Origin of the sequence: Streptomyces sp. HM190, from assembly GCF_009857135.1 — a bacterium.
GTDB lineage: Bacteria > Actinomycetota > Actinomycetes > Streptomycetales > Streptomycetaceae > Streptomyces > Streptomyces heilongjiangensis.
On the sequence record NZ_CP047318.1, the window covers coordinates 5202422 to 5228277 of the forward strand.

At 70.0% G+C, this 25856-nt stretch carries 25 protein-coding genes and 4 tRNA genes; 23 read left to right on the forward strand and 6 right to left on the reverse strand.

What is annotated here, in order from left to right; genetic code table 11:
• Nucleotides 1–194: 194 nt before the first annotated feature.
• Both htpX and GSY65_RS22220 read left to right on the forward strand, forming a co-directional pair.
• Complete coding sequence (gene htpX, locus GSY65_RS22215; RefSeq protein WP_159771623.1) at nt 195–1058, forward strand: zinc metalloprotease HtpX; 864 nt, start codon at nt 195–197, stop codon at nt 1056–1058.
• The gene (locus tag GSY65_RS22220; RefSeq protein WP_159771626.1) at nt 1055–1450 is read left to right on the forward strand and encodes a YccF domain-containing protein; all 396 of its coding nucleotides are present in this window, start codon (nt 1055–1057) and stop codon (nt 1448–1450) included. The genes htpX and GSY65_RS22220 overlap by 4 nt, the downstream gene beginning before the upstream one ends.
• Here the strand turns inward: GSY65_RS22220 and GSY65_RS22225 are convergent.
• A complete protein-coding gene (locus GSY65_RS22225) occupies nt 1444–2709 on the reverse strand; it encodes an APC family permease (protein WP_159771629.1) in 1266 nt (421 codons plus the stop codon). The two genes, GSY65_RS22220 and GSY65_RS22225, sit on opposite strands and share 7 nt — an antisense overlap.
• 191 nt (nt 2710–2900) lie before the next feature.
• Here GSY65_RS22225 and GSY65_RS22230 point away from each other — a divergent pair, with 191 nt between their 5' ends.
• A complete protein-coding gene (locus GSY65_RS22230; protein WP_055539388.1) occupies nt 2901–3167 on the forward strand; it encodes a GlsB/YeaQ/YmgE family stress response membrane protein in 267 nt (88 codons plus the stop codon).
• 119 nt (nt 3168–3286) lie between these two features.
• Here GSY65_RS22230 and GSY65_RS22235 read toward each other — a convergent pair whose 3' ends face one another.
• Entirely contained in the window at nt 3287–3775 is a 489-nt protein-coding gene (locus tag GSY65_RS22235) for a YajQ family cyclic di-GMP-binding protein (RefSeq protein WP_159771632.1), read from the reverse strand.
• A 247-nt stretch (nt 3776–4022) separates the two neighbouring features.
• On the opposite strand from GSY65_RS22235, the gene GSY65_RS22240 reads away from it, so the two are divergent.
• A tRNA-Tyr gene (locus GSY65_RS22240) sits at nt 4023–4104 on the forward strand.
• A 432-nt stretch (nt 4105–4536) separates the two neighbouring features.
• Nucleotides 4537–4743, forward strand: coding sequence for a hypothetical protein (locus tag GSY65_RS22250; RefSeq protein WP_159771635.1), 207 nt, complete (start codon nt 4537–4539; stop codon nt 4741–4743).
• Between the two features lie 38 nt (nt 4744–4781).
• On the opposite strand, the gene GSY65_RS22255 is transcribed toward GSY65_RS22250, so the two are convergent.
• Nucleotides 4782–5438, reverse strand: coding sequence for an SDR family oxidoreductase (locus GSY65_RS22255; RefSeq protein ID WP_159771638.1), 657 nt, complete (start codon nt 5436–5438; stop codon nt 4782–4784).
• Nucleotides 5439–5560: 122 nt separating this feature from the next.
• Here GSY65_RS22255 and GSY65_RS22260 point away from each other — a divergent pair, with 122 nt between their 5' ends.
• Complete coding sequence (locus GSY65_RS22260; RefSeq protein ID WP_236579976.1) at nt 5561–6634, forward strand: hypothetical protein; 1074 nt, start codon at nt 5561–5563, stop codon at nt 6632–6634.
• Nucleotides 6635–7029: 395 nt separating this feature from the next.
• Here GSY65_RS22260 and GSY65_RS22265 read toward each other — a convergent pair whose 3' ends face one another.
• Nucleotides 7030–8310, reverse strand: coding sequence for an amidohydrolase family protein (locus GSY65_RS22265; protein ID WP_159771640.1), 1281 nt, complete (start codon nt 8308–8310; stop codon nt 7030–7032).
• A gap of 343 nt (nt 8311–8653) precedes the next feature.
• On the opposite strand from GSY65_RS22265, the gene GSY65_RS22270 reads away from it, so the two are divergent.
• The 8 genes from GSY65_RS22270 (at nt 8654) to GSY65_RS22305 (ending at nt 13629) form a co-directional block, all read left to right on the forward strand.
• Nucleotides 8654–8726, forward strand: a tRNA-Thr gene (locus tag GSY65_RS22270).
• A gap of 46 nt (nt 8727–8772) precedes the next feature.
• A tRNA-Met gene (locus GSY65_RS22275) sits at nt 8773–8845 on the forward strand.
• Between the two features lie 90 nt (nt 8846–8935).
• Nucleotides 8936–9100 (forward strand): 50S ribosomal protein L33, encoded by a 165-nt coding sequence (rpmG, locus tag GSY65_RS22280; protein WP_003948671.1) that lies wholly within the window; start codon nt 8936–8938, stop codon nt 9098–9100.
• A 183-nt stretch (nt 9101–9283) separates the two neighbouring features.
• On the forward strand, nt 9284–9736 hold the full coding sequence (locus GSY65_RS22285; RefSeq protein ID WP_159771643.1) for a MaoC family dehydratase N-terminal domain-containing protein: 453 nt from the start codon (nt 9284–9286) through the stop codon (nt 9734–9736).
• Nucleotides 9737–9743: 7 nt separating this feature from the next.
• Entirely contained in the window at nt 9744–10172 is a 429-nt protein-coding gene (locus GSY65_RS22290; RefSeq protein ID WP_159771646.1) for a MaoC family dehydratase, read from the forward strand.
• A 114-nt stretch (nt 10173–10286) separates the two neighbouring features.
• Nucleotides 10287–10856 (forward strand): TetR/AcrR family transcriptional regulator, encoded by a 570-nt coding sequence (locus GSY65_RS22295; protein ID WP_201452626.1) that lies wholly within the window; start codon nt 10287–10289, stop codon nt 10854–10856.
• Nucleotides 10857–10941: 85 nt separating this feature from the next.
• Nucleotides 10942–12381 (forward strand): MFS transporter, encoded by a 1440-nt coding sequence (locus GSY65_RS22300; protein WP_159771649.1) that lies wholly within the window; start codon nt 10942–10944, stop codon nt 12379–12381.
• A gap of 174 nt (nt 12382–12555) precedes the next feature.
• Complete coding sequence (locus GSY65_RS22305) at nt 12556–13629, forward strand: UDP-N-acetylmuramate dehydrogenase (RefSeq protein ID WP_268978261.1); 1074 nt, start codon at nt 12556–12558, stop codon at nt 13627–13629.
• Nucleotides 13630–13714: 85 nt separating this feature from the next.
• Here the strand turns inward: GSY65_RS22305 and GSY65_RS22310 are convergent, their stop codons facing one another.
• Together GSY65_RS22310 and GSY65_RS22315 are read right to left on the reverse strand one after the other, a co-directional pair.
• Nucleotides 13715–14746 carry an adenosine deaminase gene (locus GSY65_RS22310; RefSeq protein ID WP_159771654.1) on the reverse strand — a complete coding sequence of 344 codons (1032 nt, stop codon included), beginning with the start codon at nt 14744–14746 and terminating at the stop codon, nt 13715–13717.
• 178 nt (nt 14747–14924) lie between these two features.
• Nucleotides 14925–16151, reverse strand: a complete 1227-nt coding sequence (locus GSY65_RS22315; RefSeq protein ID WP_159771657.1) for a pyridoxal phosphate-dependent aminotransferase — start codon at nt 16149–16151, stop codon at nt 14925–14927.
• 249 nt (nt 16152–16400) lie between these two features.
• On the opposite strand from GSY65_RS22315, the gene GSY65_RS22320 reads away from it, so the two are divergent.
• The 9 genes from GSY65_RS22320 (at nt 16401) to rpoB (ending at nt 25814) form a co-directional block, all read left to right on the forward strand.
• Nucleotides 16401–16473: transfer RNA gene (locus tag GSY65_RS22320), tRNA-Trp, on the forward strand.
• A gap of 115 nt (nt 16474–16588) precedes the next feature.
• Entirely contained in the window at nt 16589–16876 is a 288-nt protein-coding gene (gene secE, locus GSY65_RS22325) for a preprotein translocase subunit SecE (RefSeq protein ID WP_033528314.1), read from the forward strand.
• Nucleotides 16877–16952: 76 nt separating this feature from the next.
• Nucleotides 16953–17768, forward strand: a complete 816-nt coding sequence (gene nusG / locus GSY65_RS22330) for a transcription termination/antitermination protein NusG (protein ID WP_159771660.1) — start codon at nt 16953–16955, stop codon at nt 17766–17768.
• Nucleotides 17769–17944: 176 nt separating this feature from the next.
• The gene (gene rplK, locus GSY65_RS22335; RefSeq protein ID WP_037858373.1) at nt 17945–18379 is read left to right on the forward strand and encodes a 50S ribosomal protein L11; all 435 of its coding nucleotides are present in this window, start codon (nt 17945–17947) and stop codon (nt 18377–18379) included.
• 104 nt (nt 18380–18483) lie between these two features.
• Nucleotides 18484–19209: a 50S ribosomal protein L1 gene (gene rplA, locus GSY65_RS22340; protein WP_159771663.1), complete on the forward strand. Its 726-nt coding sequence runs from the start codon at nt 18484–18486 to the stop codon at nt 19207–19209.
• A gap of 203 nt (nt 19210–19412) precedes the next feature.
• On the forward strand, nt 19413–20321 hold the full coding sequence (locus GSY65_RS22345) for a hypothetical protein (RefSeq protein ID WP_236579978.1): 909 nt from the start codon (nt 19413–19415) through the stop codon (nt 20319–20321).
• Nucleotides 20322–20615: 294 nt separating this feature from the next.
• Nucleotides 20616–21146 (forward strand): 50S ribosomal protein L10, encoded by a 531-nt coding sequence (gene rplJ / locus GSY65_RS22350; RefSeq protein WP_159771666.1) that lies wholly within the window; start codon nt 20616–20618, stop codon nt 21144–21146.
• 145 nt (nt 21147–21291) lie between these two features.
• Nucleotides 21292–21681, forward strand: coding sequence for a 50S ribosomal protein L7/L12 (gene rplL, locus GSY65_RS22355; RefSeq protein ID WP_159776262.1), 390 nt, complete (start codon nt 21292–21294; stop codon nt 21679–21681).
• 647 nt (nt 21682–22328) lie between these two features.
• A complete protein-coding gene (gene rpoB / locus GSY65_RS22360) occupies nt 22329–25814 on the forward strand; it encodes a DNA-directed RNA polymerase subunit beta (RefSeq protein ID WP_159771669.1) in 3486 nt (1161 codons plus the stop codon).
• The last annotated feature ends 42 nt before the right edge of the window (nt 25815–25856 follow it).

Here is a 25856-nt window from a genome sequence, read left to right on the forward strand (position 1 = left end):
TGGGCACTCGATGCCCCGCACGCGTGCGTGCCGTGCCCGGCCCTCACCCGGACGGCCCCGCCCCGCCCCGTACGCACAAGGGAACTAGTGCTTCCCGCCTGGCGTTGACCAGTACGGGAGGGTCCACTGACAAGTGGAGTCAACAGCGACAGCAGGCAAAGGGTTCCCCTGCCGCACGACTTGGAGGGCGTACCGTGCACCGCCGGCACAACGGGCTCAGGACCGCCGTACTCCTCGGGGGACTGTCCGCACTCATCATCGTCATCGGCAGCTTCTTCGGCCGGACGGGCCTGATCGTCGCGGTCGTCGTCGCCCTCGGCACGAACGCGTACGCCTACTGGAACAGCGACAAGCTGGCTCTACGCGCGATGCGCGCCCGCCCGGTCAGCGAGTTCGAGGCCCCCGCCCTCTACCGCATGGTCCGCGAGCTCTCCACCCAGGCCAGGCAGCCCATGCCCCGCCTGTACATCTCCCCGACCGACGCCCCGAACGCGTTCGCGACGGGCCGCAACCCGCGCAACGCGGCCGTGTGCTGCACGGACGGCATCCTCCGCCTCCTCGACGAACGGGAACTGCGCGGCGTCATCGGCCACGAGTTGAGCCATGTCTACAACCGCGACATCCTGATCTCGTCGGTCGCGGGCGCCCTGGCCTCCGTGATCATGTTCCTGGTCAACTTCGCGTGGCTGATCCCCATCGGCCGCTCCGACGACGACGACGGTCCCGGTCTCCTCGGCCTGCTGCTGATCATGATCCTGGGCCCGCTCGCCGCCAGCCTCATCCAGCTCGCGATCAGCCGGTCCAGGGAGTACGAGGCGGACGCCTCCGGAGCCCAGCTCACCGGCGACCCACTGGCCCTCGCCGCCGCCCTGCGCAAGCTCGAAGCGGGCACGAAACAGCTCCCGCTGCCCCCCGAACCCCGCATCGAGACGGCGAGCCACATGATGATCGCGAACCCTTTCCGACCCGGTCAGGGCTTCTCGAAGATGTTCTCCACGCACCCGCCCATGGCCGAACGCATCGCCCGACTCGAGAAGATGGCAGGTCGCCCCCAGTGAAGACCATCCTCAACATCATCTGGCTCGTCCTCAGCGGCTTCTGGCTCTTCCTCGGCTACGTCGCCGCGGGACTCCTCCTCTGCATCACGATCATCGGCATCCCCTTCGGCATCGCCGCGTTCCGCATCGGCGTCTACGCCCTGTGGCCCTTCGGGTACACGACGATCGAGCGCCGTGACGCGGGCGCGCCCTCGTGTGTCGGCAACGTCCTGTGGCTGGTCCTGGCGGGCTGGTGGCTCGCGCTGACCCACATCGTCACGGGCCTGGCGCTGTGCGTCACGATCATCGGCATCCCGTTCGGCATCGCCAACTTCAAGCTCGTCCCGCTCTCCCTGATGCCGCTGGGCCGCGAGATCGTCTCCACGGACGAGCCCTTCGCCGGACGCTACTGACCGGCGCGGCCCCGGCGGTGCCACCACCACCGCACGCCGTACGCCGCCGCCCCGGCGCCCAGTACGGCGGCGCCCACCGCCACCGACACCCAGGGCAGCGCGAACGCCACGACGACGCAGCCGACGAGCCCCACGACGGGCACGATCCGCGCGACCGGCGCGGAACTCAGCGTCCAGGCGGACGCGTTGGCGACCGCGTAGTACGCGAGCACGCCGAACGAGGAGAAGCCGATCGCACCCCGGACGTCGACGGCCGCGGCCAGCACGGCGACCACCGCGCCGACGGCCAGCTCCGCCCGGTGCGGCACCTGGAACCGCGGGTGCACGGCGGCCAGCACCCCCGGCAGATGCCGGTCCCGGGCCATGGCGAGCGTCGTCCGCGAGACCCCCAGGATCAGCGCCAGCAGCGACCCCAGCGCGGCGACCGCCGCGCCGACCCGCACCACCGGCACCAGCCCCGGCGCCCCGGCCGCCCGTACCGCCTCGGCCAGCGGCGCCGACGCCTGCCCGAGCCCGCCCGCCCCCAGCACGGACAGCACCGCGACCGCGACCGCCGTGTACACCACCAGCGCGATACCCAGCGCCAGGGGGATCGCCCGCGGGATGGTGCGCGCCGGGTCGCGCACCTCCTCGCCCAGCGTCGCGATCCGCGCGTACCCGGCGAACGCGAAGAACAGCAGTCCGGCCGCCTGCAGCACCCCGCCGACGCCGCCCGACGCCCCGACGTCCAGCCGCCCGGCGTCGGACCGGCCGGAGGCGAGGCACACGACGACCACGGCGGCGAGGACCGCCAGGACGACGGCGACGATCGCCCGCGTCAGCCAGGCCGACTTCTGGATGCCGCCGTAGTTCACGGCCGTCAGCGCCACCACCGCGGCCACGGCCACGGCGTGCGCCTGTGCGGGCCAGACGTACGCCCCCACGGTGAGCGCCATGGCCGCGCAGGAAGCGGTCTTCCCGACGACGAAGGACCAGCCGGCCAGATAACCCCAGAAGGCGCCGAGCCGCTCCCGCCCGTACACATAGGTGCCGCCCGAGGCGGGGTAGAGGGCCGCGAGCCGGGCGGAGGACATGGCGTTGCAGTAGGCGACGACTGCCGCGAGCGCGAGACCGAGGAGCAGCCCGGACCCGGCGGCGCGCGCCGCGGGACCCAGAGCCGCGAAGATGCCCGCGCCGACCATCGATCCGAGGCCGACGACCACCGCGTCACCGACGCCGAGCGTGCGCCGCAACCGGGCGTCCGAAACGGGCTGTGTCATGGGCCGCACCCTACTGACCAGCGCAACCACCGGACGTACGGGAGGCGTCCTCCAGGACAACGGAGCACGACGACCGGGCCCCGGCACCACGGAACCCGTCAGGGACCGGGCGGGCGACCGACGGCTTCGACGTGACGGAGACAACACCCCGGGCGGGGCACAGGCACGGCATGGAAGGGCAGGTTCACGGCATGAGCATCATCGGCTGGATCGTTCTGGGGCTGTTGGCCGGCGCCATCGCCAAGTTCCTGCTGCCGGGCCGCGACCCGGGCGGCTTCATCGGCACGACCCTCATCGGCGTCGCGGGAGCGTTCATCGGCGGCTGGATCTCCGCCCGCTGGCTGGACCACCCGATCAGCAAGGACTTCTACGACGGCGCCACCTGGGCGGCCGCGATCGGCGGCTCACTGGTCCTGCTGATCGCCTACCGCCTGCTGTTCGGCCACTCCCGGCGCTGAGAACACCCGCCCGCGGAAGCACGGGCGGGCCCCCGGTTCGGCCGGGCGCCCACCGGCCACGTGGTACCGGCGACACCACTCCTGGCGGTGCCGCCGGTCGAGCCCCTACGCGTGGTCGGCTACCGGTAGTTGACGAACTGGATGGCGAAGTCGAAGTCCTTGCCCTTGAGGAGGGCGATCACGGACTGCAGGTCGTCACGGCTCTTGGAGCTCACGCGGAGTTCGTCGCCCTGCACCTGGGCCTTGACGCCCTTGGGGCCCTCGTCGCGGATGATCTTCGCCACCTTCTTGGCGTTCTCCTGGGAGATGCCCTCCTGGATCTCCGCGAAGATCTTGTACTCCTTGCCGGACAGCTGGGGCTCACCCGCCTCCAGCGCCTTCAGCGAGATGCCCCGCTTGATCAGCTTGGACTGGAAGACGTCGAGGACGGCCTTCACCCGGTCCTCGGAGTTCGCCTCCATCAGGATCTTCTCGCCGGACCACGAGATCGAGGCGCCGACGCCCTTGAAGTCGTAGCGCTGCGAGATCTCCTTGGCGGCCTGGTTGAGGGCGTTGTCGACCTCCTGCCGCTCGACCTTCGAGACGATGTCGAAACTGGAGTCGGCCATGTCCTGTGGCTCCTTGTATCGGGGTATCGGGAGGCGGGTCGGGACCATCGGATGCGTGCCGGCGCGCGCGAAAAGGCGATCGCCGAGCCCGGTGTCAGGTCCCGCGCCGCATCCGGACAAGCCTAGCCACCCAGCCCCCTCCGAGTGCTGATCAATCAGGTGGCGAAGCACCCCCACGCATCGGGTATCGTTTACGACGTCGCCACGGAGCACCGCCGAAAAGCGGTTCGAAGGGTGGCAGATCCCAGGCGGTGTGCCCGAGTGGCCAATGGGAGCGGACTGTAAATCCGTCGGCTTAGCCTACCCAGGTTCGAATCCTGGCGCCGCCACGTGGAGAGAGACCCTCTCCGATCCGTTGAGAAGCGGATCGGAGAGGGTCTCTTCGTCGTGCGGCCACCTTTGTCCGGGCGGGCACCGCGGCGACGGGGAGGTGACGTGTCTCACGCGGCGGTGCAAGCATGGTCGCCCTGGGCGTGCCTGCTCGCTCCGCCCCGCGTCCCGCCTACTCGACGAGCAGCCGGGGTTCGGGGCGTCCTGGGAGAACGGGGCGCCGTTCGGCAGGACGTAGAGCACCGTGAGCACGAGCGGGACGTCGCCAGGTTGCGGCGGCATGCGCCCGGTCACGCCCCCGCCGTGCCCCGCCGTGCCACGGACAGCCGTACGGGTCGGCGCACCCGGCCCCTGGTACCCGGCACCCAGCACCAGGTCGTCCGGCCCCCGGCGCACAGCATTAGGCCCCCGGCACCGGGCACACTGACCCCATGTCATCGCGCCGCAGGAACTGCCCCGAGTGCCGTCGTGAGATCGCCGTCGTGGCCGGCCGGTTCGCGCGGCACGACCCGCCCGGCGCGAGCGGGGAACTCGTGTCGTGCCCCGGATCGCGCAGGCAGGCCCACATCGGGGCGGCCCAGCCCACGCTCGACGGATACGCCGTCCCGGAGTTCCCCGGCCAGCTGCCCCTCTTCTGACCGTTCTGACCGGTCTGACCGTCCCCGCCGGGCAGCCCTCAGTTGCCCGCGACCGCCTTCACCGCCACCGGCACCGGGGTGGACCCACTGATCGTCTCCAGGACCAGTCCGGCGGTGGCCGGGGTCTCCAGGAGCTCCGCCAGCACCGCGGCCACGTCGTCGCGGGGGATGGCCCCGCGCCCCGTGGACGCCTCCAGGCGTACGAGACCGGTGCCGGCGTCGTCGGTCAGCCGGCCAGGACGCAGGATCGTCCAGTCCAGGGCGTCCAGCCCCCGGACGTACGCGTCGGCCTCACCCTTCGCCCGCTGGTACGCGTCGAAGACCTCGTCGCCCTCGTGGTCCGGGTCCGCCCCCATCGACGACACCACGATGTGGCGCCGTACGCCCGCCCGTACCGCCGCGTCCGCGAACAGGACCGCCGCGCCGCGGTCCACCGTGTCCTTGCGGGCGGCGCCGCTGCCCGGGCCGGCGCCCGCCGCGAACACGGCGGCGTCCGCGCCCCGCAGATGCGCGGCGACCTCCTCCACCGAGGCCGACTCCAGATCGCAGCGCACCGGCTCGGCGCCGGCCGCGCGCAGATCGTCGGCGTGCTCGGCGCGGCGGACGAGTCCCGCGACCTCGTACCCGCGCGCGGCGAGCAGTCGCTCCAGCCGCAGCGCGATCTGACCGTGTCCTCCAGCGATGACAATGCGCATGTCTTCGACCGTACGCCTGAACGATTGTGTTCGCCGCGCAACCATTCGGGCGCCTCGTGTGTCTCAACCATGTTCGCCGTGTCGGCGAGCGCCGAAAACACAGGGGGGACGTCATCACCGTCATGCACACATCCGCCGTACGTACGTCCATGGCGCGCGCGTCCGCCGCCGGGGCGCCCGTCTTTCGCCGCGCCTTCACCGGGGTGGGCTGCGCCGCCGCCGTGCTCGTCACGGTCGCCGCGTGCGGCACCGTCCAGAACCTCAGCGCGGGGCAGAAGGTGGACAACGCCGTCGAGCGGCTCGGCGAGCAGAAGTCGCTGGCGTTCGGCATGCGGCTCGACGCCGACCAGGACGACCTCACCGCGCTGATGGGCGGCGACAGCGAGGAAATGCCGCCGGAGATGGCGGACTTCTTCACCGGGCTCCGCGTCGACGTGGCGGTCAAGTCGAAGAAGCCGCTGGCCGACTCCGGGGAGAAGGACCTCGTCGGTGTCGGTATGAAGATCTCGGCCGACCGGAAGGTCATCACCGAGTACCGGCTCGTCGGCGACTACATGTACTACCGCATGGACATGGAGGCCATGGGCGACGCGATGGGCATGCCGCTCCCGTCGCCCGACGATCTCGACGACCTCCCCGAGAGCGAGCAGCACCTGAAGCCGCTCTTCGAGGGCGACTGGGTCAAGATCAACGCCGACGACCTGGAGAAGGCCGGTGAGGAGGCGGGCGGCTCCGGCTCCGGCGGTCGGGACGAACTCGACGCCAGGACGCAGAAGAAGATCCTCGACGCCGTCCGTGGCGTGTTCGCCCGCGAGGTCACCTTCAAGGCCAAGGACGGCGAGGACGGCGCCGAGGTCATCACGGCCAAGGCCAACTTCCGCGAGCTGCTCACTGGTGTCTTCGACAAGCTCCAGCCGCTGGAGGACGACCTGCCGCCGGGCGCCGAACTCCCCACCGCCAAGGACCTGAAGGACGCGCCGAACAAGAAGGTCGCCGTCGACTTCACCATCAAGAACGGTGACCTGACCCGGATCGAGACCGACCTCGCCGTGCTCGCCGAGGACCCCAAGGGCGCCAAGGCCCCCCTGGTCCTCACCTTCGGCAAGGCCGGCGACATCGGCGCCCCGCAGGGCGCCGCCGAGATCCCGGTCGACGACTTCGGCGGCCCCTTGGGCGGCGGGATGCTGGGCGTCTGACGTCGGTTCCCGTCTGATGTCGATACCCGTCTGACGTCGTCTCACGTCGATACCCGTCTGGCGTCGTCTCACGTCGATGCCGGTCCGACGTCGATTGCCATCTGACGCTGGTCTCCGTCCGACGCGATCTCCGACGCGATCTCCGTCCGACGCGATCTCCGTCTGACCTCGACTCAACCGGGCCCGGGCCGGGGGCCGGTCCCGCCGGTGATCAGCACCGGCCCCGCCCCCGGCCCCCGTTGAGCACACCACTGAACACGGGCACGACACCGGGTACGACACCGGGCACGCACGCGTGGAGCACGAGAACGCCCACGCGCGCGTGCCCGCGCTCGTTTCCCCACCCCCGCGCACGGCCATACTCACTCCGCCCTCTGCGCCTTCGCCCTCTGCGCCTACGCCCCCGCGAACGGCCCACCCCGCCCCTGCCGGGGAAGGTCCGGCGCCGCCCCCGTCGCCGAACCGCAGAACTCCCGGACCGCGCTCGTGCGGGCCACCACACGCCCCCGGTGCACGACGAGCCGGGTGTAGGCCAGGGAGAGCACTCCGGCGAGCGTGTCGCCGCGGACGGCCAGCAGTTCGGCGGGGAAGCCCGCCTCCACCCGCACCTCGGGCAGGCCCAGGGCCGCCCGCGCCGCCCCGCTCACCGCGTCGTACGCGTCCTCCGCGCGCAACCCGCCCCGCGAGGCCAGCAGATAGGCGGCCTCCAGCGGATCACCGCGCCCCACCGGGTTGGACGCGTCCCGCAGGGCCCCGCTGCCCGCCGCGACCCGCACCCCGGCCGACCGCAGCAGCCGTACGGGCGCCGTGCCCCCGCCGTCCACCGTGCCGCAGCCGCCCTGGGGCAGGGCGACGACGCCCACACCGGCTGCCGCAAGCTGGTCGGCGGCGCGGGACGCGACCGGGGTGGGAAGGCGTGCGAGCCCCGCGCACGGGCCGAGAGTCACGCCGGGGCGCAGCCCGCCCGCCATGGCCGCGAGGCGGGCGAGCCGGGCCGGGTCGTCGGCGTCGGTGTGCAGGTCCACCGGGCAGCCGTGCTCGGAGGCGACGCCCAGCACCGCCTCGACGTACCCGGCGGGGTCCGGGTCGACGTCGGGGCAGCCGCCCACCACGGAGGCGCCCATCCGCACCGCGTCCCGGAGCATCGCGAGCCCTTCCGCCCCCGCCACCCCCGTCAGGAGCCGGGGCATCGCCACCACCGTCACCTCGACGAGCCCGCGCAGCGCCCGCCGCGCCCGCAGCACCGCCGCCAGCGCCCCGAGCCCCTGGACGTCCCCTACGTGCACGTGCGAGCGCAACGCCGTGGCCCCGTGCCCGAGGTGCAGCAGGGCGGCCTCGGTGAACCGCCGCTGGATGTCCTGGCCGTCGTACGGGACCGGCCCCTCGACCACGGCCGACAGAGCCGTGTCGCCGTGGGCGTGGGGTTCGGTGGGGGCGGGAAGCAGCAGATGGCCGGTGAGGTCGACGCGAGCGGCGGGGGCGCCGGACGCGGCCGTACGGCCCGTCCCCAGGCTGCCCGCCGTGCCTACCGCCTCGATGCGGCCACCGCCCAGCCGGACGTCCACGACCCGACCGTCCGTGAGCCGCGCCCCGCACAGCAGCAGGGCGCCGGGTTCGTCCGGGCCCGAGGGCGGGTCGGACGAGGAGGGGGACGGCTGCGGCTGGCTGTCGGGCATCGCGCTCCCAGAGGCTCGGCGACGGCTGCTCATGACGGCGGAGGCGGACGGGACGGTGGGAGGTGGGTCGGCGGGTGGCGTGGGGCGGGGGCTGGGGGACGGGACGGCTGGTGAGGGACACAAGATCACGCAGAGTGAGACGAGCCTAGGCGGGCAGAACGGCCGCAGCGCGGAGGAGCGCAATAGTCGTACCGGCGTGGTTCCCGGGTGCCGGAGGGCCACCCTGCAGGGGTGGCCCGAGCCCCCGCCCACCTCCCGGAAGATCCCCGCGGAGCCCGGCGAAGCGGGGCCCGGAAACGGATTTGGGCGAACGGCGGTGGGGCGTGTAATGTCTTCATCGCTCGCCCCAATAGCTCAGTCGGCAGAGCGTCTCCATGGTAAGGAGAAGGTCTACGGTTCGATTCCGTATTGGGGCTCTGGTGTGAAAGGTTCCCGCCGTCAGGCGGGGCCCGATCGCATCACAGCGGTGTAGCTCAGTCGGTAGAGCAAGCGGCTCATAATCGCTGTGTCACCGGTTCAAGTCCGGTCACCGCTACTGACAGTAGCCGATTGTGGGGTCGGTCCTTCGATCGGCTACTCTTCTATGCGTTAAACCTGTCCCATCCGTTCGTCAAGGAGCACTCACGTGGCTGCCACCGACGTCCGCCCGAAGATCACGCTGGCCTGCGTGGAGTGCAAGGAGCGGAACTACATCACCAAGAAGAACCGGCGTAACAACCCGGACCGTCTTGAGATGAAGAAGCACTGCCCGCGTTGCAACGCGCACACCGCGCACCGCGAGACGCGATAAATCAGGCTCGTACGCGAGGCCGTTCCCGAGAGATCGGGGACGGCCTCGCGTCGTTCAGTGACCCGTACCGGCCGGTACTGCCGACTGGTACCGCCGACCGGTACGGGCCAAGCCCCGCGGCCGACCGCCGAGCCCCGGCCGATGGCCGCCGTTCCCGCTGAGCAATCAGGAGGTGCCGAGCCCATGGCGCTCGACCAGTCCTTCGTGGGGCGGTCCTACCCGCCCACCGACCCGTACGAGGTCGGCCGGGAGAAGATCCGCGAGTTCGCGGAGGCCGTGGGGGACGCCAACCCGGCGTACACCGACCCGGACGCGGCCAAGGCGCTCGGTTACCCCGATGTGATCGCCCCGCCGACCTTCGTGTTCTCGATCACGTTCAGGGCCGCGCAGCAGGTCGTCCAGGACCCCCAGCTGGGGCTCGACTACAGCCGCGTCGTGCACGGCGACCAGAAGTTCGCGTACCGGCGCCCCGTCCGGGCCGGCGACCGGCTCACCGTCACCTCGACCATCGAGGGCATCAAGTCGCTCGCGGGCAACGACATCCTGGACGTCCGCGGCGAGGTCCACGACGAGGCGGGCGAGCACGTCGTCACCGCCTGGACCAAGCTCGTGGCCCGCGCGGCCGAGGAGGCGTGAGGACACGATGACCGCGAAGATCTCCTACGACGACGTCGAGGTCGGCACCGAGCTGCCCGCCCGGACCTTCGGCGTGACCCGCGCCACCCTCGTCCAGTACGCGGGAGCCTCCGGCGACTTCAACCCGATCCACTGGAACGAGAAGTTCGCCACGGAGGTCGGCCTCCCCGACGTCATCGCGCACGGCATGTTCACCATGGCCGAGGCGATCCGCGTCGTCACCGACTGGACCGGCGACCCCGGCGCGGTCGTCGAGTACGGCGTCCGCTTCACCAAGCCGGTCGTCGTCCCCAACGACGACCAGGGCGCGACCATCGAGGTCACCGCGAAGGTCGGCGCCAAGCTCGACGACAACACCGTCCGCGTCGACCTCACGGCCATGAGCGCCGGCCAGAAGGTGCTGGGCATGTCCCGCGCGGTCGTACGGCTGGCCTGACCCGCCCACGGGCACACGGCGAACCCGAGGGGCGCCCTCTGCTGAGAGGCGCCCCTTACGCACACCCGACCGACCCCTTGACCAAGTTAGTGATTGAGTACTAACTTTCTCTCCATGGTGAGGATGAGCGCGGAGGAGCGGCGCGAGAGCGTCATCCGGGCGGCGACGAGCGAGTTCGCCCGCGGTGGCTATCACGGCACGTCGACCGAGTCCATCGCCCAACGGGTCGGGGTGTCGCAGCCGTACCTCTTCCGGCTCTTCCCGGGCAAGAAGGCGATCTTCCTCGCGGCGGCGGAGCGGTGCGTGGACGACACCATCCGCATGTTCACGGAAGCCGCCGAGGGCCTGGAGGGTGACGACGCCCTGCACGCCATGGCCAACGCGTACACCAAGGTCATCGCCGAGCATCCCGAACGCCTGATGATGCAGATGCAGATGTACGTCGCCGTGGGCGCGGCGGAGCAGTCCGGCGATCACGAGTTCGGTGAGGCCGTGCGGGCCGGCTGGATGCGCCTGTGGGACGCGATCCACCTGCCCCTCGGTGCGGACGCCGGCCAGACCACCGACTTCCTGGCCCGCGGCATGCTCATCAACTGCCTGGTGGCCATGGGCTTCCCGCCCGGACACCGGGTCTGGGAAGGGATGTACCCGTCGGCGCGGGCCACCGGCCGACTGGAGAAGTAGGCGGACCGCGGGACGGGCGGCACGGCCGCCTTCTCGCGCCCGCAAAAGTTATTGATCAATAACTAATCAACCCGCTGGGGGAGAGATGCCGAAGGAGACGAGGGAAACCTCACCGACACGCGCGGGTGCCGTCTGGGCACTCGCCGTGACCAGCGTCGCCGGATTCATGGCGGCCCTGGACAACCTGGTCGTGACCACCGCGCTGCCCTCCATCCGCGAGGACCTCGGGGGAGAACTGCACGACCTGGAGTGGACGGTCAGCGCGTACACGCTCACCTTCGCCGTGCTGCTGATGTTCGGCGCGGCCCTGGGGGACCGGTTCGGCCGGCGACGCCTCTTCCTCGTGGGCATCACGGTGTTCACGGGGGCCTCCGCCGCGGCGGCCGTCGCGCCCGGCATCGACTCGCTGATCGCCGCCCGTGCGGTCCAGGGGGTCGGGGCCGCGATCATGATGCCGCTGACGCTCACCCTGCTCACGGCCGCGGTGCCGCCCGCGCGGCGCGGGATGGCGTACGGCGTCTGGGGCGCCGTCAACGGTCTCGCCGTCGCTTCCGGGCCGCTCATCGGCGGCACCCTCACCGAGCACATCTCCTGGCAGTGGATCTTCTGGCTGAACGTTCCGCTGGGCCTCGCCCTGCTCCCGCTCGCCCGCCTCCGCCTCCGGGAGTCCCACGGCACCGGCGCCCCCCTCGACATCACCGGCACCCTGCTGGCCAGCGGCGGCCTCTTCGGCATCGTCTACGGCCTGGTCCGCGGCCCCGCCGACGGATGGACGGCCGGCCCGGTCCTGCTGGGCCTCCTCGCGGGCACCGCGCTGCTGACCGGCTTCGTGCTCCACGGCGCCCGGGCGGCGCACCCCATGCTCCCGATGCGGCTGTTCCGGTCCCGCGCCTTCGCCGGCGTCAACGCGGCGAGCATGCTGATGTTCCTGGGGATGTTCGGCTCGATCTTCCTGCTCAGCCAGTACATGCAGGGCGTCCTCGGCTACTCGCCGACCGAGGCGGGGCTGCGGATGCTGCCCTGGACCGGGATGCCGATGCTCGTCGCCCCGATCGCCGGGATCCTCTCCGACCGCATGGGCGGCCGCCCGATCGTCGCCGCGGGGCTGTTCCTCCAGGCCGCCGGGCTCGCCCACCTGGGCTACGTCGCCACCACGGACGTCTCCTACAGCGTGCAACTGCCCGGCCTCGTCATCAGCGGCGTCGGCATGGCCCTCTTCTTCGCCCCCGCCTCCCACCTGGTGATGTCCAGCGTCCGCACGACCGAGCAGGGCGTCGCCTCCGGGGCGAACAACGCCCTCCGCGAGGTCGGCGGCGCCCTCGGCATCGCGGTGATGTCCTCGATCTTCGCGGCGCAGGGCGGCTACGAGACCCCCCAGACCTTCGTGGACGGCCTGCGCCCCGCACTGGCCGTGGGCGCCGCGATCGTGGCCCTGGCGGGAGCGGCAGCCCTGGCCATCCCGAGGCACACCCCCGCACCCGGCCCCACACGGCCGACCCCGACCCCACGGGAGGTCCCGGCGTAGCCCACGCCGTCGGGCCCGCCGAGTCCCGTACGGGATCGCAGCCCAGTACCCCGTCGTCGTGGCAGCGCAGCCGCGACGGCGGGGTGGCCGCGTACGGACGTGCGGGGGTGCGTACCGCCAGGCGAACGCGCACCCCCACCCACCCGCACCCGCGCACCCGCCCCAACAGCGGTCCTGCGTACTCTTGAGCGCGTGCAGGAACGACACGACGCCCCCCTCGCCCCGCTGACCACCTTCCGGCTGGGCGGCCCCGCGGACCGGCTGATCACCGCCACCACCGACGACGAGGTGGTCGCCGCCGTCCGCGAAGCCGACGACGCCGGCACCCCCCTCCTCCTCATCGGCGGGGGCTCCAACCTGGTCATCGGCGACAAGGGCTTCGCCGGCACCGCTCTGGTCATCGCCACCAGGGGCGTCACCCTCGACGGCACGAAGCTGGAGCTCGCCGCCGGCGAGGTCTGGACCGACGCCGTCGCCCACACCGTCGACGCCGGACTCGCCGGCATCGAATGCCTCGCCGGAATCCCCGGCTCCGCCGGCGCCACCCCCATCCAGAACGTCGGCGCCTACGGCCAGGAGGTCGCCTCCACCATCACGGAGGTCGTCGCCTACGACCGCCGCACCCGCGAGACGGTCAACCTCACGAACGCCGACTGCGCCTTCTCCTACCGGCACAGCCGCTTCAAGAACGACCCCGACCGCTACGTCGTCCTCCGCGTCCGCTTCGAACTGGAGGACGCCGACGGCCTCTCGGGCCCGATCAGGTACGCCGAGACGGCCCGCGCCCTCGGCGTGGAACCCGGCGACCGCGTCCCGCTCGCCGCCGCCCGCGAGACCGTGCTGAAGCTCCGCGCCGGGAAGGGCATGGTGCTCGACCCCGAGGACCACGACACCTGGTCCGCAGGCTCCTTCTTCACGAACCCGATCCTCACGAACGACGAGTTCGCCGCGTTCCACGCGCGCGTGCGCGCCCGGCTCGGCGACGACGTCACCCCGCCCGCCTACCCCGCGGGCGACGGCCACACCAAGACCTCAGCGGCCTGGCTCATCGACAAGGCCGGCTTCACCAAGGGCTACGGCACCGGCCCGGCCCGCATCTCCACCAAGCACACCCTCGCCCTGACCAACCGCGGCGCGGCCACCACCGAGGACCTCCTCGCCCTGGCCCGCGAGGTCGTCACCGGCGTCCACCACGCCTTCGGCATCACCCTCGTCAACGAGCCGGTGACGATCGGCGTGAGCCTGTAGCGACCCGGCGGCCCCTCGCCGACCGCGCCGCATCCGCGCATCCGGGCCGCAGCGCCCCGCAGCGGCCCGCAGCGACCCGCGGCGGTCAGGAAGCGAGCCAGGCGTCCACCCCCGCCAGCAGCCGGGCCTTCGTGTCCGCGGGCGCCGCCGACGCCCGGATCGACTGCCGGGCAAGCTCCGCCAGCTCCTCGTCCGTGAAGCCGTGATGGGTACGGGCGATCTCGTACTGGGCGGTGAGACGGGAGCCGAAGAGCAGCGGGTCGTCAGCCCCGAGGGCCATCGGCACACCGGCCTCGAACAGTGTGCGCAACGGCACGTCCTGCGGCTTCTCGTACACACCGAGTGCGACGTTCGAGGCGGGGCACACCTCGCAGGTGACCCCCCGGTCGGCGAGCCGCTGCAGCAGCCGCGCGTCCTCCGCCGCGCGCACCCCGTGCCCGATCCGGTGCGCGAACAGGTCGTCGAGGCAGTCGTGCACGGACGAGGGACCGGTCAGCTCGCCCCCGTGCGGCGCCGACAGCAGCCCGCCGTCGCGCGCGATCGCGAACGCCCGGTCGAAGTCCCGCGCCATGCCCCGCCGCTCGTCGTTGGAGAGCCCGAAGCCGACGACGCCCCGTTCCGCGTACCGCACCGCGAGCCGGGCCAGCGTCCGCGCGTCCAGCGGGTGCTTCATACGGTTCGCGGCCACCAGCACCCGGATCCCGAGCCCGGTCTCGCGCGCCGTCGTGTCCACCGCGTCCAGGATGATCTCCAGCGCGGAGATCAGCCCGCCCAGCCGTGGGGCGTACGACGTCGGGTCGACCTGGATCTCCAGCCAGCCGGAGCCGTCCCTGACGTCCTCCTCGGCGGCCTCCCGGACCAGCCGCTGGATGTCCTCGGGCTCCCGCAGGCACGAGCGCGCCGCGTCGTACAGCCGCTGGAAGCGAAACCATCCGCGCTCGTCCGTGGCCCGCAGCCGAGGCGGCTCCCCGCTGGTCAGCGCCTCCGTCAGCGCGTCGGGCAGCCGCACCCCGTACTTGTCGGCCAGTTCCAGAACGGTCCCCGGGCGCATGGACCCGGTGAAGTGCAGGTGCAGATGGGCCTTCGGCAGTTCAGAGAGATCACGTACACGCTCCATCGCCCGATCCTGCCGCACGCCGCCACCGTCCCGGAAGCGGAATCCCTGAACGTGGTCTTGCTCGCACACACGACTGAGGGCGGGCACCTCCCGGAACCCGGAAGATGCCCGCCCTCGAAGCGGGCCGAGAGGCCGACGGCCAGGCGAGCCGCCCGGCCGAAGGAACGTCGGTCCGTCGTCAGTCCCTGGCCTCGGCCAGCAGCTTCTGGATCCGCGACACGCCCTCGACGAGGTCCTCGTCACCCAGCGCGTACGACAGCCGCAGGTACCCGGGCGTGCCGAACGCCTCGCCCGGGACGACCGCCACCTCGGCCTCCTCCAGGATCAGCGCGGCCAACTCGACCGTGTTCTGCGGCCGCTTGCCCCGGATCTCCTTGCCGATCAGCGCCTTCACCGACGGGTAGGCGTAGAACGCGCCCTCGGGCTCCGGGCACAGGACGCCGTCGATCTCGTTGAGCATCCGCACGATGGTCTTGCGGCGCCGGTCGAAGGCCTCGCGCATCGTCGCCACGGCGTCCAGGTCACCGGAGACGGCGGCGAGGGCGGCCGCCTGGGCGACGTTGGAGACGTTCGAGGTGGCGTGCGACTGGAGGTTGGTCGCGGCCTTCACCACGTCCTTCGGGCCGACGATCCACCCGACGCGCCAGCCGGTCATGGCGTACGTCTTGGCGACGCCGTTGACGACGATGCACTTGTCGCGCAGCTCGGGCAGGAGCGCGGGCAGCGAGGTGAACGTCGCGTCGCCGTAGACGAGGTGCTCGTAGATCTCGTCCGTCAGCACCCACAGGCCGTGCTCGACGGCCCAGCGGCCGATCGCCTCGGCGTCCTCGGCGCTGTAGACCGCACCGGTCGGGTTGGAGGGGGAGACGAAGAGGACGACCTTCGTCTTCTCGGTGCGCGCGGCCTCCATCTGCTCGACGGAGACCCGGTAGCCGGTGGTCTCGTCGGCGACGACCTCGACCGGGACACCGCCGGCCAGACGGATCGACTCCGGGTACGTCGTCCAGTACGGCGCCGGGACGATCACCTCGTCGCCCGGGTCGAGGATCGCGGCGAACGCCTCGTAGATGGCCTGCTTGCCGCCGTTGGTGACGAGGACCTGTGCCGGGTCGACCTCGTAGCCCGAGTCGCGCAGCGTCTTCGCGGCGATCGCGGCCTTCAGCTCGGGCAGACCACCGGCGGGCGTGTAGCGGTGGTACTTCGGGTTCTTGCAGGCCTCGACGGCCGCCTCGACGATGTAGTCGGGGGTCGGGAAGTCGGGCTCACCGGCGCCGAAGCCGATCACCGGACGACCGGCGGCCTTGAGGGCCTTGGCCTTGGCGTCGACGGCGAGGGTCGCGGACTCGGAGATCGCGCCGATGCGGGCGGAGACCCGGCGCTCGGTCGGAGGGGTTGCAGCGCTCATGGGGCCATCGTTCCAGACCGGAAACGCGCCCGGCACACGGGTTTCACAGACTGAACGACACAGGAACAACCGTCCGGATACGGACGCGGCGACGGCCGATCTTCGACGCGCAACGCCCCAGCGGACGCTTTCTGTTCGACGACGGGCCTCGGACCACGTACACTCTCACCTCGTTGGCCTTCACCGGCCGCGGCATCAGGTGCACACCGAGCACCCGGTCGGATGCGGTACGTTGGTGGAGCACCACAAAGGGTCGTAGCTCAATTGGTAGAGCACTGGTCTCCAAAACCAGCGGTTGGGGGTTCAAGTCCCTCCGGCCCTGCTACACACTCCTCACGCCAGGATGTGTGCGCATGTACGTACAGCAATGTTCCGCCGTGCGGCTCAGACCGGGCGCGGCACGGCCATGGACCCGGACCGGAATCAGGTGAGGATGAATGACGGACGCCGTGGGCTCCATCGACACGCCTGATGCCCAGGACGAGGTGCCCGAGGACAAGAAGAAGACCCGTAAGGGCGGAAAGCGCGCCAAGAAGGGTCCACTGAAGCGTCTCGCGCTCTTCTACCGTCAGATCGTCGCGGAGCTGCGGAAGGTCGTCTGGCCCACCCGCTCCCAGCTGACGACCTACACCACCGTGGTCATCGTCTTCGTGGTCATCATGATCGGTCTCGTGACCGTGATCGACTTCGGACTCGACAAGGCCGCCAAGTACGTCTTCGGCTGAGCCGACTGCGAAGGGCGCCGTACCAGGCGCCCCTTTCGCGTGTTCCACCCCTTGTATCCAGGAAGAAGCAGCCACAGTGTCTGACCCGAACCTGAACGACGCCATCGAGCCGGACCAGTCCGTGGATGATGAGCTCGACATCGTCGAGGGAGCGGACGAGGTCGACGAGTTCGAGGCTGCGGAAGCCGAGGCGGGGGAGCCAGCCGAGGAAGAGGCCGTGCACGTCGTGGACGACGAGGCCGAGGCCGCCGAGGAAGAGGAAGAGGCCGAGCCGGTCGACCCGGTCGAGGCCCTCCGCGAGGAACTGCGGACCCTGCCCGGTGAGTGGTACGTCATCCACACCTACGCCGGTTACGAGAACCGCGTGAAGACCAACCTGGAACAGCGCGCCGTCTCGCTGAACGTCGAGGACTACATCTTCCAGGCCGAGGTGCCGCAGGAAGAGGTCGTCCAGATCAAGAACGGCGACCGCAAGACCATCCGTCAGAACAAGCTCCCCGGCTACGTCCTGGTGCGCATGGACCTGACGAACGAGTCCTGGGGCGTCGTCCGCAACACCCCCGGCGTCACCGGCTTCGTGGGCAACGCCTACGACCCGTACCCGCTGACCCTGGACGAGATCGTCAAGATGCTCGCCCCGGAGGCCGAGGAGAAGGCCGCTCGCGAGGCCGCCGAGGCCGAGGGCAAGCCCGCCCCGCAGCGCAAGGTCGAGGTCCAGGTGCTGGACTTCGAGGTCGGCGACTCGGTCACCGTCACCGACGGCCCCTTCGCCACGCTGCAGGCGACGATCAACGAGATCAACGCCGACTCCAAGAAGGTCAAGGGCCTGGTGGAGATCTTCGGCCGCGAGACCCCGGTCGAGCTGTCCTTCGACCAGATCCAGAAGAACTGACGCAGCGCGAAGAACTGGCGAAGCTCGAAAGCAGCAGGTCAGGTCGGTCCCTGTGCGGACCTCCTGACCTGCTCGTTTTTGGCCGCGCATCCATACCCGTTATCGTTGTGCGGTATGCCTTCATCTGGCCGCGAACCGGATGAGGGCGCACTCGAATCGAAAGGACCCGGAGAGCTATGCCTCCCAAGAAGAAGAAGGTCACGGGGCTTATCAAGCTCCAGATCAACGCCGGTGCGGCGAACCCGGCTCCGCCGGTCGGCCCCGCGCTCGGTCAGCACGGCGTCAACATCATGGAGTTCTGCAAGGCCTACAACGCGGCGACCGAGTCGCAGCGTGGCTGGGTGATCCCGGTGGAGATCACGGTCTACGAGGACCGCTCCTTCACCTTCGTCACCAAGACCCCGCCGGCCGCGAAGATGATCCTCAAGGCCGCCGGTGTCGAGAAGGGCTCCGGCGAGCCCCACAAGACCAAGGTCGCCAAGATCACCGAGGCGCAGGTCCGCGAGATCGCCCAGACCAAGCTGCCCGACCTGAACGCCAACGACCTGGACGCCGCGTCGAAGATCATCGCCGGCACCGCCCGCTCCATGGGCATCACGGTCGAGGGCTGATCCCAGCCCCGCGGCACCCTCGTTGAACCATGCGGCCTCGGCCGCACGTGGCAGGGCCTGCTCGGCCCGTACCACGACTCCTTTCAGAACACACAGGAGCAGTTGTGAGCAAGCGCAGCAAGGCTCTCCGCGCTGCGGACGCCAAGGTCGACCGGGAGAAGCTGTACGCCCCGCTCGAGGCCGTCCGTCTCGCCAAGGAGACCTCCACGACCAAGTTCGACGGCACCGTCGAGGTCGCCTTCCGTCTGGGCGTCGACCCTCGTAAGGCCGACCAGATGGTCCGTGGCACCGTGAACCTCCCGCACGGCACCGGTAAGACCGCCCGGGTCCTGGTCTTCGCGACCGGTGACCGTGCCGAGGCCGCTCGTGCCGCGGGCGCCGACATCGTCGGCGCCGACGAGCTCATCGACGAGGTGTCGAAGGGCCGTCTGGACTTCGACTCCGTCGTCGCCACCCCGGACCTGATGGGCAAGGTCGGCCGCCTCGGCCGCGTGCTCGGTCCCCGTGGTCTCATGCCGAACCCCAAGACCGGCACCGTGACCCCGGACGTGGCGAAGGCTGTCACCGAGATCAAGGGTGGCAAGATCGAGTTCCGCGTCGACAAGCACTCGAACCTGCACTTCATCATCGGCAAGACGTCCTTCGAGGACGACAAGCTGGTGGAGAACTACGCGGCGGCCCTCGAGGAGATCACGCGTCTCAAGCCGTCCGCCGCCAAGGGTCGCTACATCAAGAAGGCCGCCATCAGCACCACGATGGGCCCCGGCATCCCGATCGACCCGAACCGCACCCGCAACCTCCTCGTCGAGGAGGACCCGGCCGCCGTCTGAGCCCACCGCTCACCAGGCAGCCGCGTCGCGCACGCGTAGCGCGGACGAGCCCCGTACCCTCCGAGGTGCGGGGCTCGCTCCTTTCCCGCGTACGGGATGAGGAGCGCCCCGCCGACCCCTGAAACCCGAGGACAGCCGGGTTCCGGCCGCGTTAGTGTCCCTACGGCCCCACACGGGTGGGGCGTGAGTGCATGGGGGGACAGATGGGGTTTTCCACGGGTGGTTCCACGCGGCGGCGCAGCGCCACCGGCGCGGCCGTCGCCGTCGCGATGCTCGGTGGCGCCACCGCCTGCGGCTCCGAGTCGGGCACCGCACCGGATCCGAAGCTGACGCCCGCCCAGGCGGTCTCCCGGGCGGCGGAGACGACGACGGGCCTCACCTCGCTGCGGTACCGGGTCACCGGCACGGTGCCCCAGCACGGCCGGATCCGGGCCGAGGCGTCCATGGGCGTCGATCCGTCTGTCATGCGCATGAAAATCACGGGTCTCGGTGACGTGGCGGACAAGCCGGTGGAGATCCGATTCGTCGGCGGAGCCCTGTACACCCGGGCGGACACGAAGGCCCTCGGTGACACCCGCGGCAGGCACTGGGCCAAGGCCGAGCCGGCGGTGTGGGGCTCCGGCACCGCGGACAACCGCTCGTACGGCGTGCTGCCGCGCCAGCTGGAGGGCAGCCCTCTCGTGCAGTCGACGATCCTCGCGGGCGCCCCGAAGGTGCGGGAGACCGGCACCGAGACCGTGGACGGCAGCCGCACCACTCACTACGCCGGCGAGGTCACCAGCAAGGGGCTCAGGAAGGCCCAGGCGGCCGCCGGGGACCAGAAGACCAGGGAACTCCGGATGAACGGCCTCGACCAGCTCCTGGGCCTGAGCCTGCGGTCCGGGAGCGAGCTGGCCATGGACCTGTGGGTCGACGGGGACGGCCGCGCCAAGCGTTTCCGGCTGCGGGGCGACACCCGCGGGCTGGACGGCAAGGGGCGCGAGGTCGACACCGGTCCGCTCGACCTGACGTTCACCTTCCTGGAGGCCGACCCGTCGGTGGACGTCGAGCCCCCGGCGGCCGACGACACGGTGGACATCGGCGCGCTGGTGGACCAGGGCCGCACGGGCTGAACCGTGGCCCCCGGGGAGCGGATTTGCTTGACGGCGACACGGTCCCGTACTCTTCCGAGGAAGCCAAAGACCGCTGGTCGTTGCCGTGTGCTCGTCGAGAGGACGCGGTGGCCGAAGGATCCGCTGACTGCGGACGACCCGCGCAGGTGACTGTGGAAGTTGCTCCTGGATCAGTTCCGTCTCCAACGGAATTCATTCGGTCGAGCTACGCCCCGTGCGCCTGCGCCGGGGCGTTTCGTTTTGACGCAGCCCCTTCCGAGCGGTCCTCATCACCCGGAAGGAGGCCGACGCTCTATGGCAAGGCCCGACAAGGCTGCCGCGGTGGCCGAGCTCACGGAGCAGTTCCGTAGCTCAAGCGCCGCCGTGCTGACCGAGTACCGGGGTCTCACCGTGGCGCAGCTCAAGACGCTGCGTCGTTCGCTCGGTGAGAACGCCCAGTACGCCGTGGTGAAGAACACGCTGACCAAGATTGCGGCCAACGAGGCCGGGATCACGACGCTCGACGACCTGTTCAACGGTCCGACGGCGGTCGCCTTCGTCACCGGTGACCCGGTGGAGTCGGCGAAGGGTCTTCGTGACTTCGCCAAGGACAACCCGAACCTCGTCATCAAGGGCGGTGTCCTTGACGGCAAGGCGCTGTCCGCCGACGAGATCAAGAAGCTTGCGGACCTCGAGTCCCGCGAGGTTCTGCTCGCCAAGCTGGCGGGCGCTCTGAAGGGCAAGCAGACGCAGACTGCTCAGCTCCTCCAGGCGCTCCCGACGAAGCTCGTCCGCACCGTGGACGCGCTTCGCGCCAAGCAGGACGAGCAGGGCGGTGCCGAGTAACTCGGCTCGCGAAATGGCCGCGGCCTGAGGCGCTGAGCCTCCGGCACAGGCCGTAGCGGGCCGAACGTCTACGCAGTAACGCCGCAAGGCGCACGCCCGCCAGACATGTACATCCGGCACCAGCCGAATTAGTGGAAGGAAAGCCATCGTGGCTCTCACCCAGGAAGAACTGCTCGCCGAGTTCGAGAACATGACCCTCATCCAGCTTTCCGAGTTCGTGAAGGCGTTCGAGGAGAAGTTCGACGTCACCGCCGCCGCCGCGGCCGTCGTCGCTGCCCCGGCTGCCGGCGGTGCCGCCGGTGGTGCCGAGGCCGTCGAGGAGAAGGACGAGTTCGACGTCATCCTCACCGGCGCCGGCGAGAAGAAGATCCAGGTCATCAAGGTCGTGCGTGAGCTGACCTCCCTCGGCCTGAAGGAGGCCAAGGACCTGGTCGACGGTGCGCCGAAGCCGGTTCTGGAGAAGGTCAACAAGGAGGCCGCGGACAAGGCCAAGGAGTCCCTCGAGGGCGCCGGCGCCTCCGTCGAGGTCAAGTAAGGCCTCGCTGGTCCGCCAGCTTTCCGGGCCCGCGAGGGCCTGTGCGACACGGATCTGAGACGAGTGGCAAAAACTCGTTCGAATCTGTAACGCGAGCACACTGAAGGGCGATCACCCAACTGGGTGGTCGCCCTTCGGTGTTCCGGGACGTCGAGCGACGGCTGCCTTGCACTGTCGGTGGCGGCGAGTATGGTGATCTTCGTCGTGCCTCCGAGCGCCCTGGGTGACGGGCCGCGAGTGACGATCGCGGCAGGCGGATCGGGCATGAGGGGCCTTGACGAACCGCACGCAGCGCGCAATTCTCAGGACGCGTCGTCACAACGATCCGAACTCCGAGGCATGGATCGACGGCGAAGAGGGCAGTATCAACGTGCATTGAGGGCGTGGGCTTGCGCAGGTGTCGAGAACAACGAGGGTCTCGAAAAACCCGCACTGGACATCAGTGTGCCAACTGGCTACACTGACCCTTTGCGCTGCCTGTTAGCTGTCCCCTGCCCGTCACCAGGGGCATGCCCTCACTTGAGCATCGACGAAGAGACCATCCCTGACCTGGCCTTATCTGTCAGTTCAGGAACAGCCTGTTCGCTTTGCGCAGGAGAGGGGCCGGTACGCGCGTAGTGAGTCCGAGCCCTCGGAAGGACCCCCTCTTGGCCGCCTCGCGCAACGCCTCGACCGCGAATACGAACAACGGCGCCAGCACCGCCCCGCTGCGCATCTCCTTTGCAAAGATCAAGGAGCCTCTCGAGGTTCCCAACCTGCTCGCGCTGCAGACCGAGAGCTTCGACTGGCTGCTCGGCAACACCGCTTGGCAGAGTCGGGTCGAGGAGGCTCTGGAGAACGGACAGGACGTCCCCACCAAGTCCGGTCTGGAGGAGATCTTCGAGGAGATCTCCCCGATCGAGGACTTCTCCGGGTCGATGTCGCTGACCTTCCGCGACCACCGCTTCGAGCCGCCGAAGAACAGCATCGACGAGTGCAAGGAGCGCGACTTCACGTACGCGGCCCCGCTCTTCGTCACGGCCGAGTTCACCAACAACGAGACCGGCGAGATCAAGTCCCAGACGGTCTTCATGGGCGACTTCCCGCTCATGACGAACAAGGGCACCTTCGTCATCAACGGCACCGAGCGTGTCGTGGTGTCGCAGCTCGTCCGTTCGCCCGGTGTCTACTTCGACTCCTCCATCGACAAGACGTCCGACAAGGACATCTTCTCTGCCAAGATCATCCCGTCCCGGGGCGCCTGGCTGGAGATGGAGATCGACAAGCGCGACATGGTCGGTGTGCGCATCGACCGCAAGCGCAAGCAGTCCGTGACCGTCCTCCTCAAGGCCCTCGGTTGGACCACCGAGCAGATCCTGGAGGAGTTCGGCGAGTACGAGTCCATGCGCGCCACCCTGGAGAAGGACCACACCCAGGGCCAGGACGACGCGCTGCTCGACATCTACCGCAAGCTGCGTCCGGGCGAGCCCCCCACGCGTGAGGCCGCGCAGACGCTGCTGGAGAACCTGTACTTCAACCCCAAGCGCTACGACCTCGCGAAGGTCGGCCGCTACAAGGTCAACAAGAAGCTGGGTGCGGACGCCCCGCTGGACGCGGGCATCCTGACCGTCGAGGACATCATCTCGACGATCAAGTACCTGGTGAAGCTGCACGCCGGCGAGACCGAGACCGCCGGGGACAACGGCACGAACATCGTCGTCGAGACCGACGACATCGACCACTTCGGCAACCGTCGTCTGCGCAGCGTCGGCGAGCTCATCCAGAACCAGGTCCGTACGGGTCTGGCGCGTATGGAGCGCGTCGTCCGGGAGCGCATGACCACCCAGGACGTCGAGGCGATCACGCCGCAGACCCTGATCAACATCCGGCCGGTCGTCGCCTCCATCAAGGAGTTCTTCGGCACCAGCCAGCTCTCGCAGTTCATGGACCAGAACAACCCGCTGTCCGGGCTGACGCACAAGCGTCGTCTCTCGGCGCTGGGTCCCGGTGGTCTGTCGCGTGAGCGGGCCGGCTTCGAGGTCCGTGACGTGCACCCGTCGCACTACGGCCGCATGTGCCCGATCGAGACCCCCGAAGGCCCGAACATCGGTCTGATCGGTTCGCTCGCCTCCTACGGCCGCGTCAACGCGTTCGGTTTCGTGGAGACGCCGTACCGCAAGGTCGTCGAGGGCCAGGTCACCGACGAGGTCGACTACCTGACCGCCGACGAGGAGGACCGCTTCGTCATCGCGCAGGCCAACGCCACGCTCAACGACGACATGCGCTTCGCCGAGAACCGCGTGCTCGTCCGCCGTCGTGGCGGCGAGGTCGACTACGTCGCCGGTGACGACGTGGACTACATGGACGTCTCGCCGCGCCAGATGGTGTCGGTCGCGACCGCCATGATCCCGTTCCTCGAGCACGACGACGCCAACCGTGCCCTCATGGGCGCGAACATGATGCGCCAGGCCGTTCCGCTCATCAAGGCGGAGGCCCCGCTCGTCGGCACCGGCATGGAGTACCGCTCCGCCGTCGACGCCGGCGACGTCGTCAAGGCCGAGAAGGCCGGTGTGGTCCAGGAGGTCTCCGCGGACTACATCACCACCGCCAACGACGACGGCACGTACATCACGTACCGCCTGGCCAAGTTCGCCCGCTCCAACCAGGGCACCTCGGTCAACCAGAAGGTCATCGTCCACGAGGGCGACCGCATCATCGAGGGCCAGGTCCTCGCCGACGGTCCCGCCACCGAGAACGGTGAGATGGCGCTCGGCAAGAACCTGCTCGTGGCGTTCATGCCGTGGGAGGGTCACAACTACGAGGACGCGATCATCCTGTCGCAGCGCCTCGTGCAGGACGACGTCCTCTCCTCGATCCACATCGAGGAGCACGAGGTCGACGCCCGTGACACCAAGCTCGGCCCCGAGGAGATCACCCGGGACATCCCGAACGTCTCCGAGGAGGTCCTCGCCGACCTCGACGAGCGCGGCATCATCCGGATCGGCGCCGAGGTCATCGCCGGTGACATCCTCGTCGGCAAGGTCACCCCGAAGGGTGAGACCGAGCTGACGCCCGAGGAGCGCCTGCTCCGCGCGATCTTCGGTGAGAAGGCCCGTGAGGTCCGTGACACCTCGCTGAAGGTGCCGCACGGCGAGACCGGCAAGGTCATCGGCGTGCGCGTCTTCGACCGCGAGGAGGGCGACGAGCTTCCCCCCGGTGTCAACCAGCTGGTGCGCGTCTACGTCGCGCAGAAGCGCAAGATCACCGACGGTGACAAGCTCGCCGGCCGTCACGGCAACAAGGGTGTCATCTCCAAGATCCTCCCGATCGAGGACATGCCCTTCCTCGAGGACGGCACCCCGGTCGACATCATCCTCAACCCGCTCGGTGTGCCGTCCCGAATGAACCCGGGACAGGTCCTGGAGATCCACCTCGGCTGGCTCGCCAGCCGCGGCTGGGACGTCTCCGGTCTCGCCGACGAGTGGGCCCAGCGTCTGCAGGCCATCGGCGCCGACAGTGTCGCTCCCGGCACCAACGTCGCCACCCCGGTCTTCGACGGTGCCCGTGAGGACGAGCTGGCGGGTCTGCTGCAGCACACCATCCCGAACCGCGACGGCGAGCGCATGGTGCTCCCGTCCGGCAAGGCGCGGCTGTTCGACGGCCGTAGCGGTGAGCCGTTCCCGGACCCGATCTCGGTCGGCTACATGTACATCCTCAAGCTGCACCACCTGGTCGACGACAAGCTGCACGCCCGCTCGACCGGCCCGTACTCGATGATCACCCAGCAGCCGCTGGGCGGTAAGGCCCAGTTCGGTGGCCAGCGCTTCGGTGAGATGGAGGTGTGGGCGCTGGAGGCGTACGGCGCCGCGTACGCCCTCCAGGAGCTGCTGACCATCAAGTCCGACGACGTCACCGGCCGCGTGAAGGTCTACGAGGCCATCGTCAAGGGCGAGAACATCCCCGAGCCCGGCATCCCCGAGTCCTTCAAGGTGCTCATCAAGGAGATGCAGTCTCTCTGCCTGAACGTGGAGGTGCTGTCCAGCGACGGTATGTCCATCGAGATGCGTGACACCGACGAGGACGTCTTCCGCGCTGCGGAGGAGCTCGGCATCGACCTGTCCCGGCGCGAGCCGAGCAGCGTCGAAGAGGTCTGACGGGAGTTCGGCCGGGCTCGTGACGAGCCCGGCCGGCCCCAG

What these genes read in the sequence shown, in the direction of transcription:
- GSY65_RS22225 (WP_159771629.1), bottom strand. Translation starts at nt 2,709, where the DNA reads ATGACACAGCCCGTTTCGGACGCCCGGTTGCGGCGCACGCTCGGCGTC.
- GSY65_RS22230 (WP_055539388.1), top strand. Translation starts at nt 2,901, where the DNA reads ATGAGCATCATCGGCTGGATCGTTCTGGGGCTGTTGGCCGGCGCCATC.
- GSY65_RS22235 (WP_159771632.1), bottom strand. Translation starts at nt 3,775, where the DNA reads ATGGCCGACTCCAGTTTCGACATCGTCTCGAAGGTCGAGCGGCAGGAG.
- GSY65_RS22250 (WP_159771635.1), top strand. Translation starts at nt 4,537, where the DNA reads ATGTCATCGCGCCGCAGGAACTGCCCCGAGTGCCGTCGTGAGATCGCC.
- GSY65_RS22255 (WP_159771638.1), bottom strand. Translation starts at nt 5,438, where the DNA reads ATGCGCATTGTCATCGCTGGAGGACACGGTCAGATCGCGCTGCGGCTG.
- GSY65_RS22260 (WP_236579976.1), top strand. Translation starts at nt 5,561, where the DNA reads ATGCACACATCCGCCGTACGTACGTCCATGGCGCGCGCGTCCGCCGCC.
- GSY65_RS22265 (WP_159771640.1), bottom strand. Translation starts at nt 8,310, where the DNA reads ATGCCCGACAGCCAGCCGCAGCCGTCCCCCTCCTCGTCCGACCCGCCC.
- GSY65_RS22285 (WP_159771643.1), top strand. Translation starts at nt 9,284, where the DNA reads ATGGCGCTCGACCAGTCCTTCGTGGGGCGGTCCTACCCGCCCACCGAC.
- GSY65_RS22290 (WP_159771646.1), top strand. Translation starts at nt 9,744, where the DNA reads ATGACCGCGAAGATCTCCTACGACGACGTCGAGGTCGGCACCGAGCTG.
- GSY65_RS22295 (WP_201452626.1), top strand. Translation starts at nt 10,287, where the DNA reads ATGGTGAGGATGAGCGCGGAGGAGCGGCGCGAGAGCGTCATCCGGGCG.
- GSY65_RS22300 (WP_159771649.1), top strand. Translation starts at nt 10,942, where the DNA reads ATGCCGAAGGAGACGAGGGAAACCTCACCGACACGCGCGGGTGCCGTC.
- GSY65_RS22310 (WP_159771654.1), bottom strand. Translation starts at nt 14,746, where the DNA reads ATGGAGCGTGTACGTGATCTCTCTGAACTGCCGAAGGCCCATCTGCAC.
- GSY65_RS22315 (WP_159771657.1), bottom strand. Translation starts at nt 16,151, where the DNA reads ATGAGCGCTGCAACCCCTCCGACCGAGCGCCGGGTCTCCGCCCGCATC.
- secE (WP_033528314.1), top strand. Translation starts at nt 16,589, where the DNA reads ATGACGGACGCCGTGGGCTCCATCGACACGCCTGATGCCCAGGACGAG.
- rplK (WP_037858373.1), top strand. Translation starts at nt 17,945, where the DNA reads ATGCCTCCCAAGAAGAAGAAGGTCACGGGGCTTATCAAGCTCCAGATC.
- GSY65_RS22345 (WP_236579978.1), top strand. Translation starts at nt 19,413, where the DNA reads ATGGGGTTTTCCACGGGTGGTTCCACGCGGCGGCGCAGCGCCACCGGC.
- rplJ (WP_159771666.1), top strand. Translation starts at nt 20,616, where the DNA reads ATGGCAAGGCCCGACAAGGCTGCCGCGGTGGCCGAGCTCACGGAGCAG.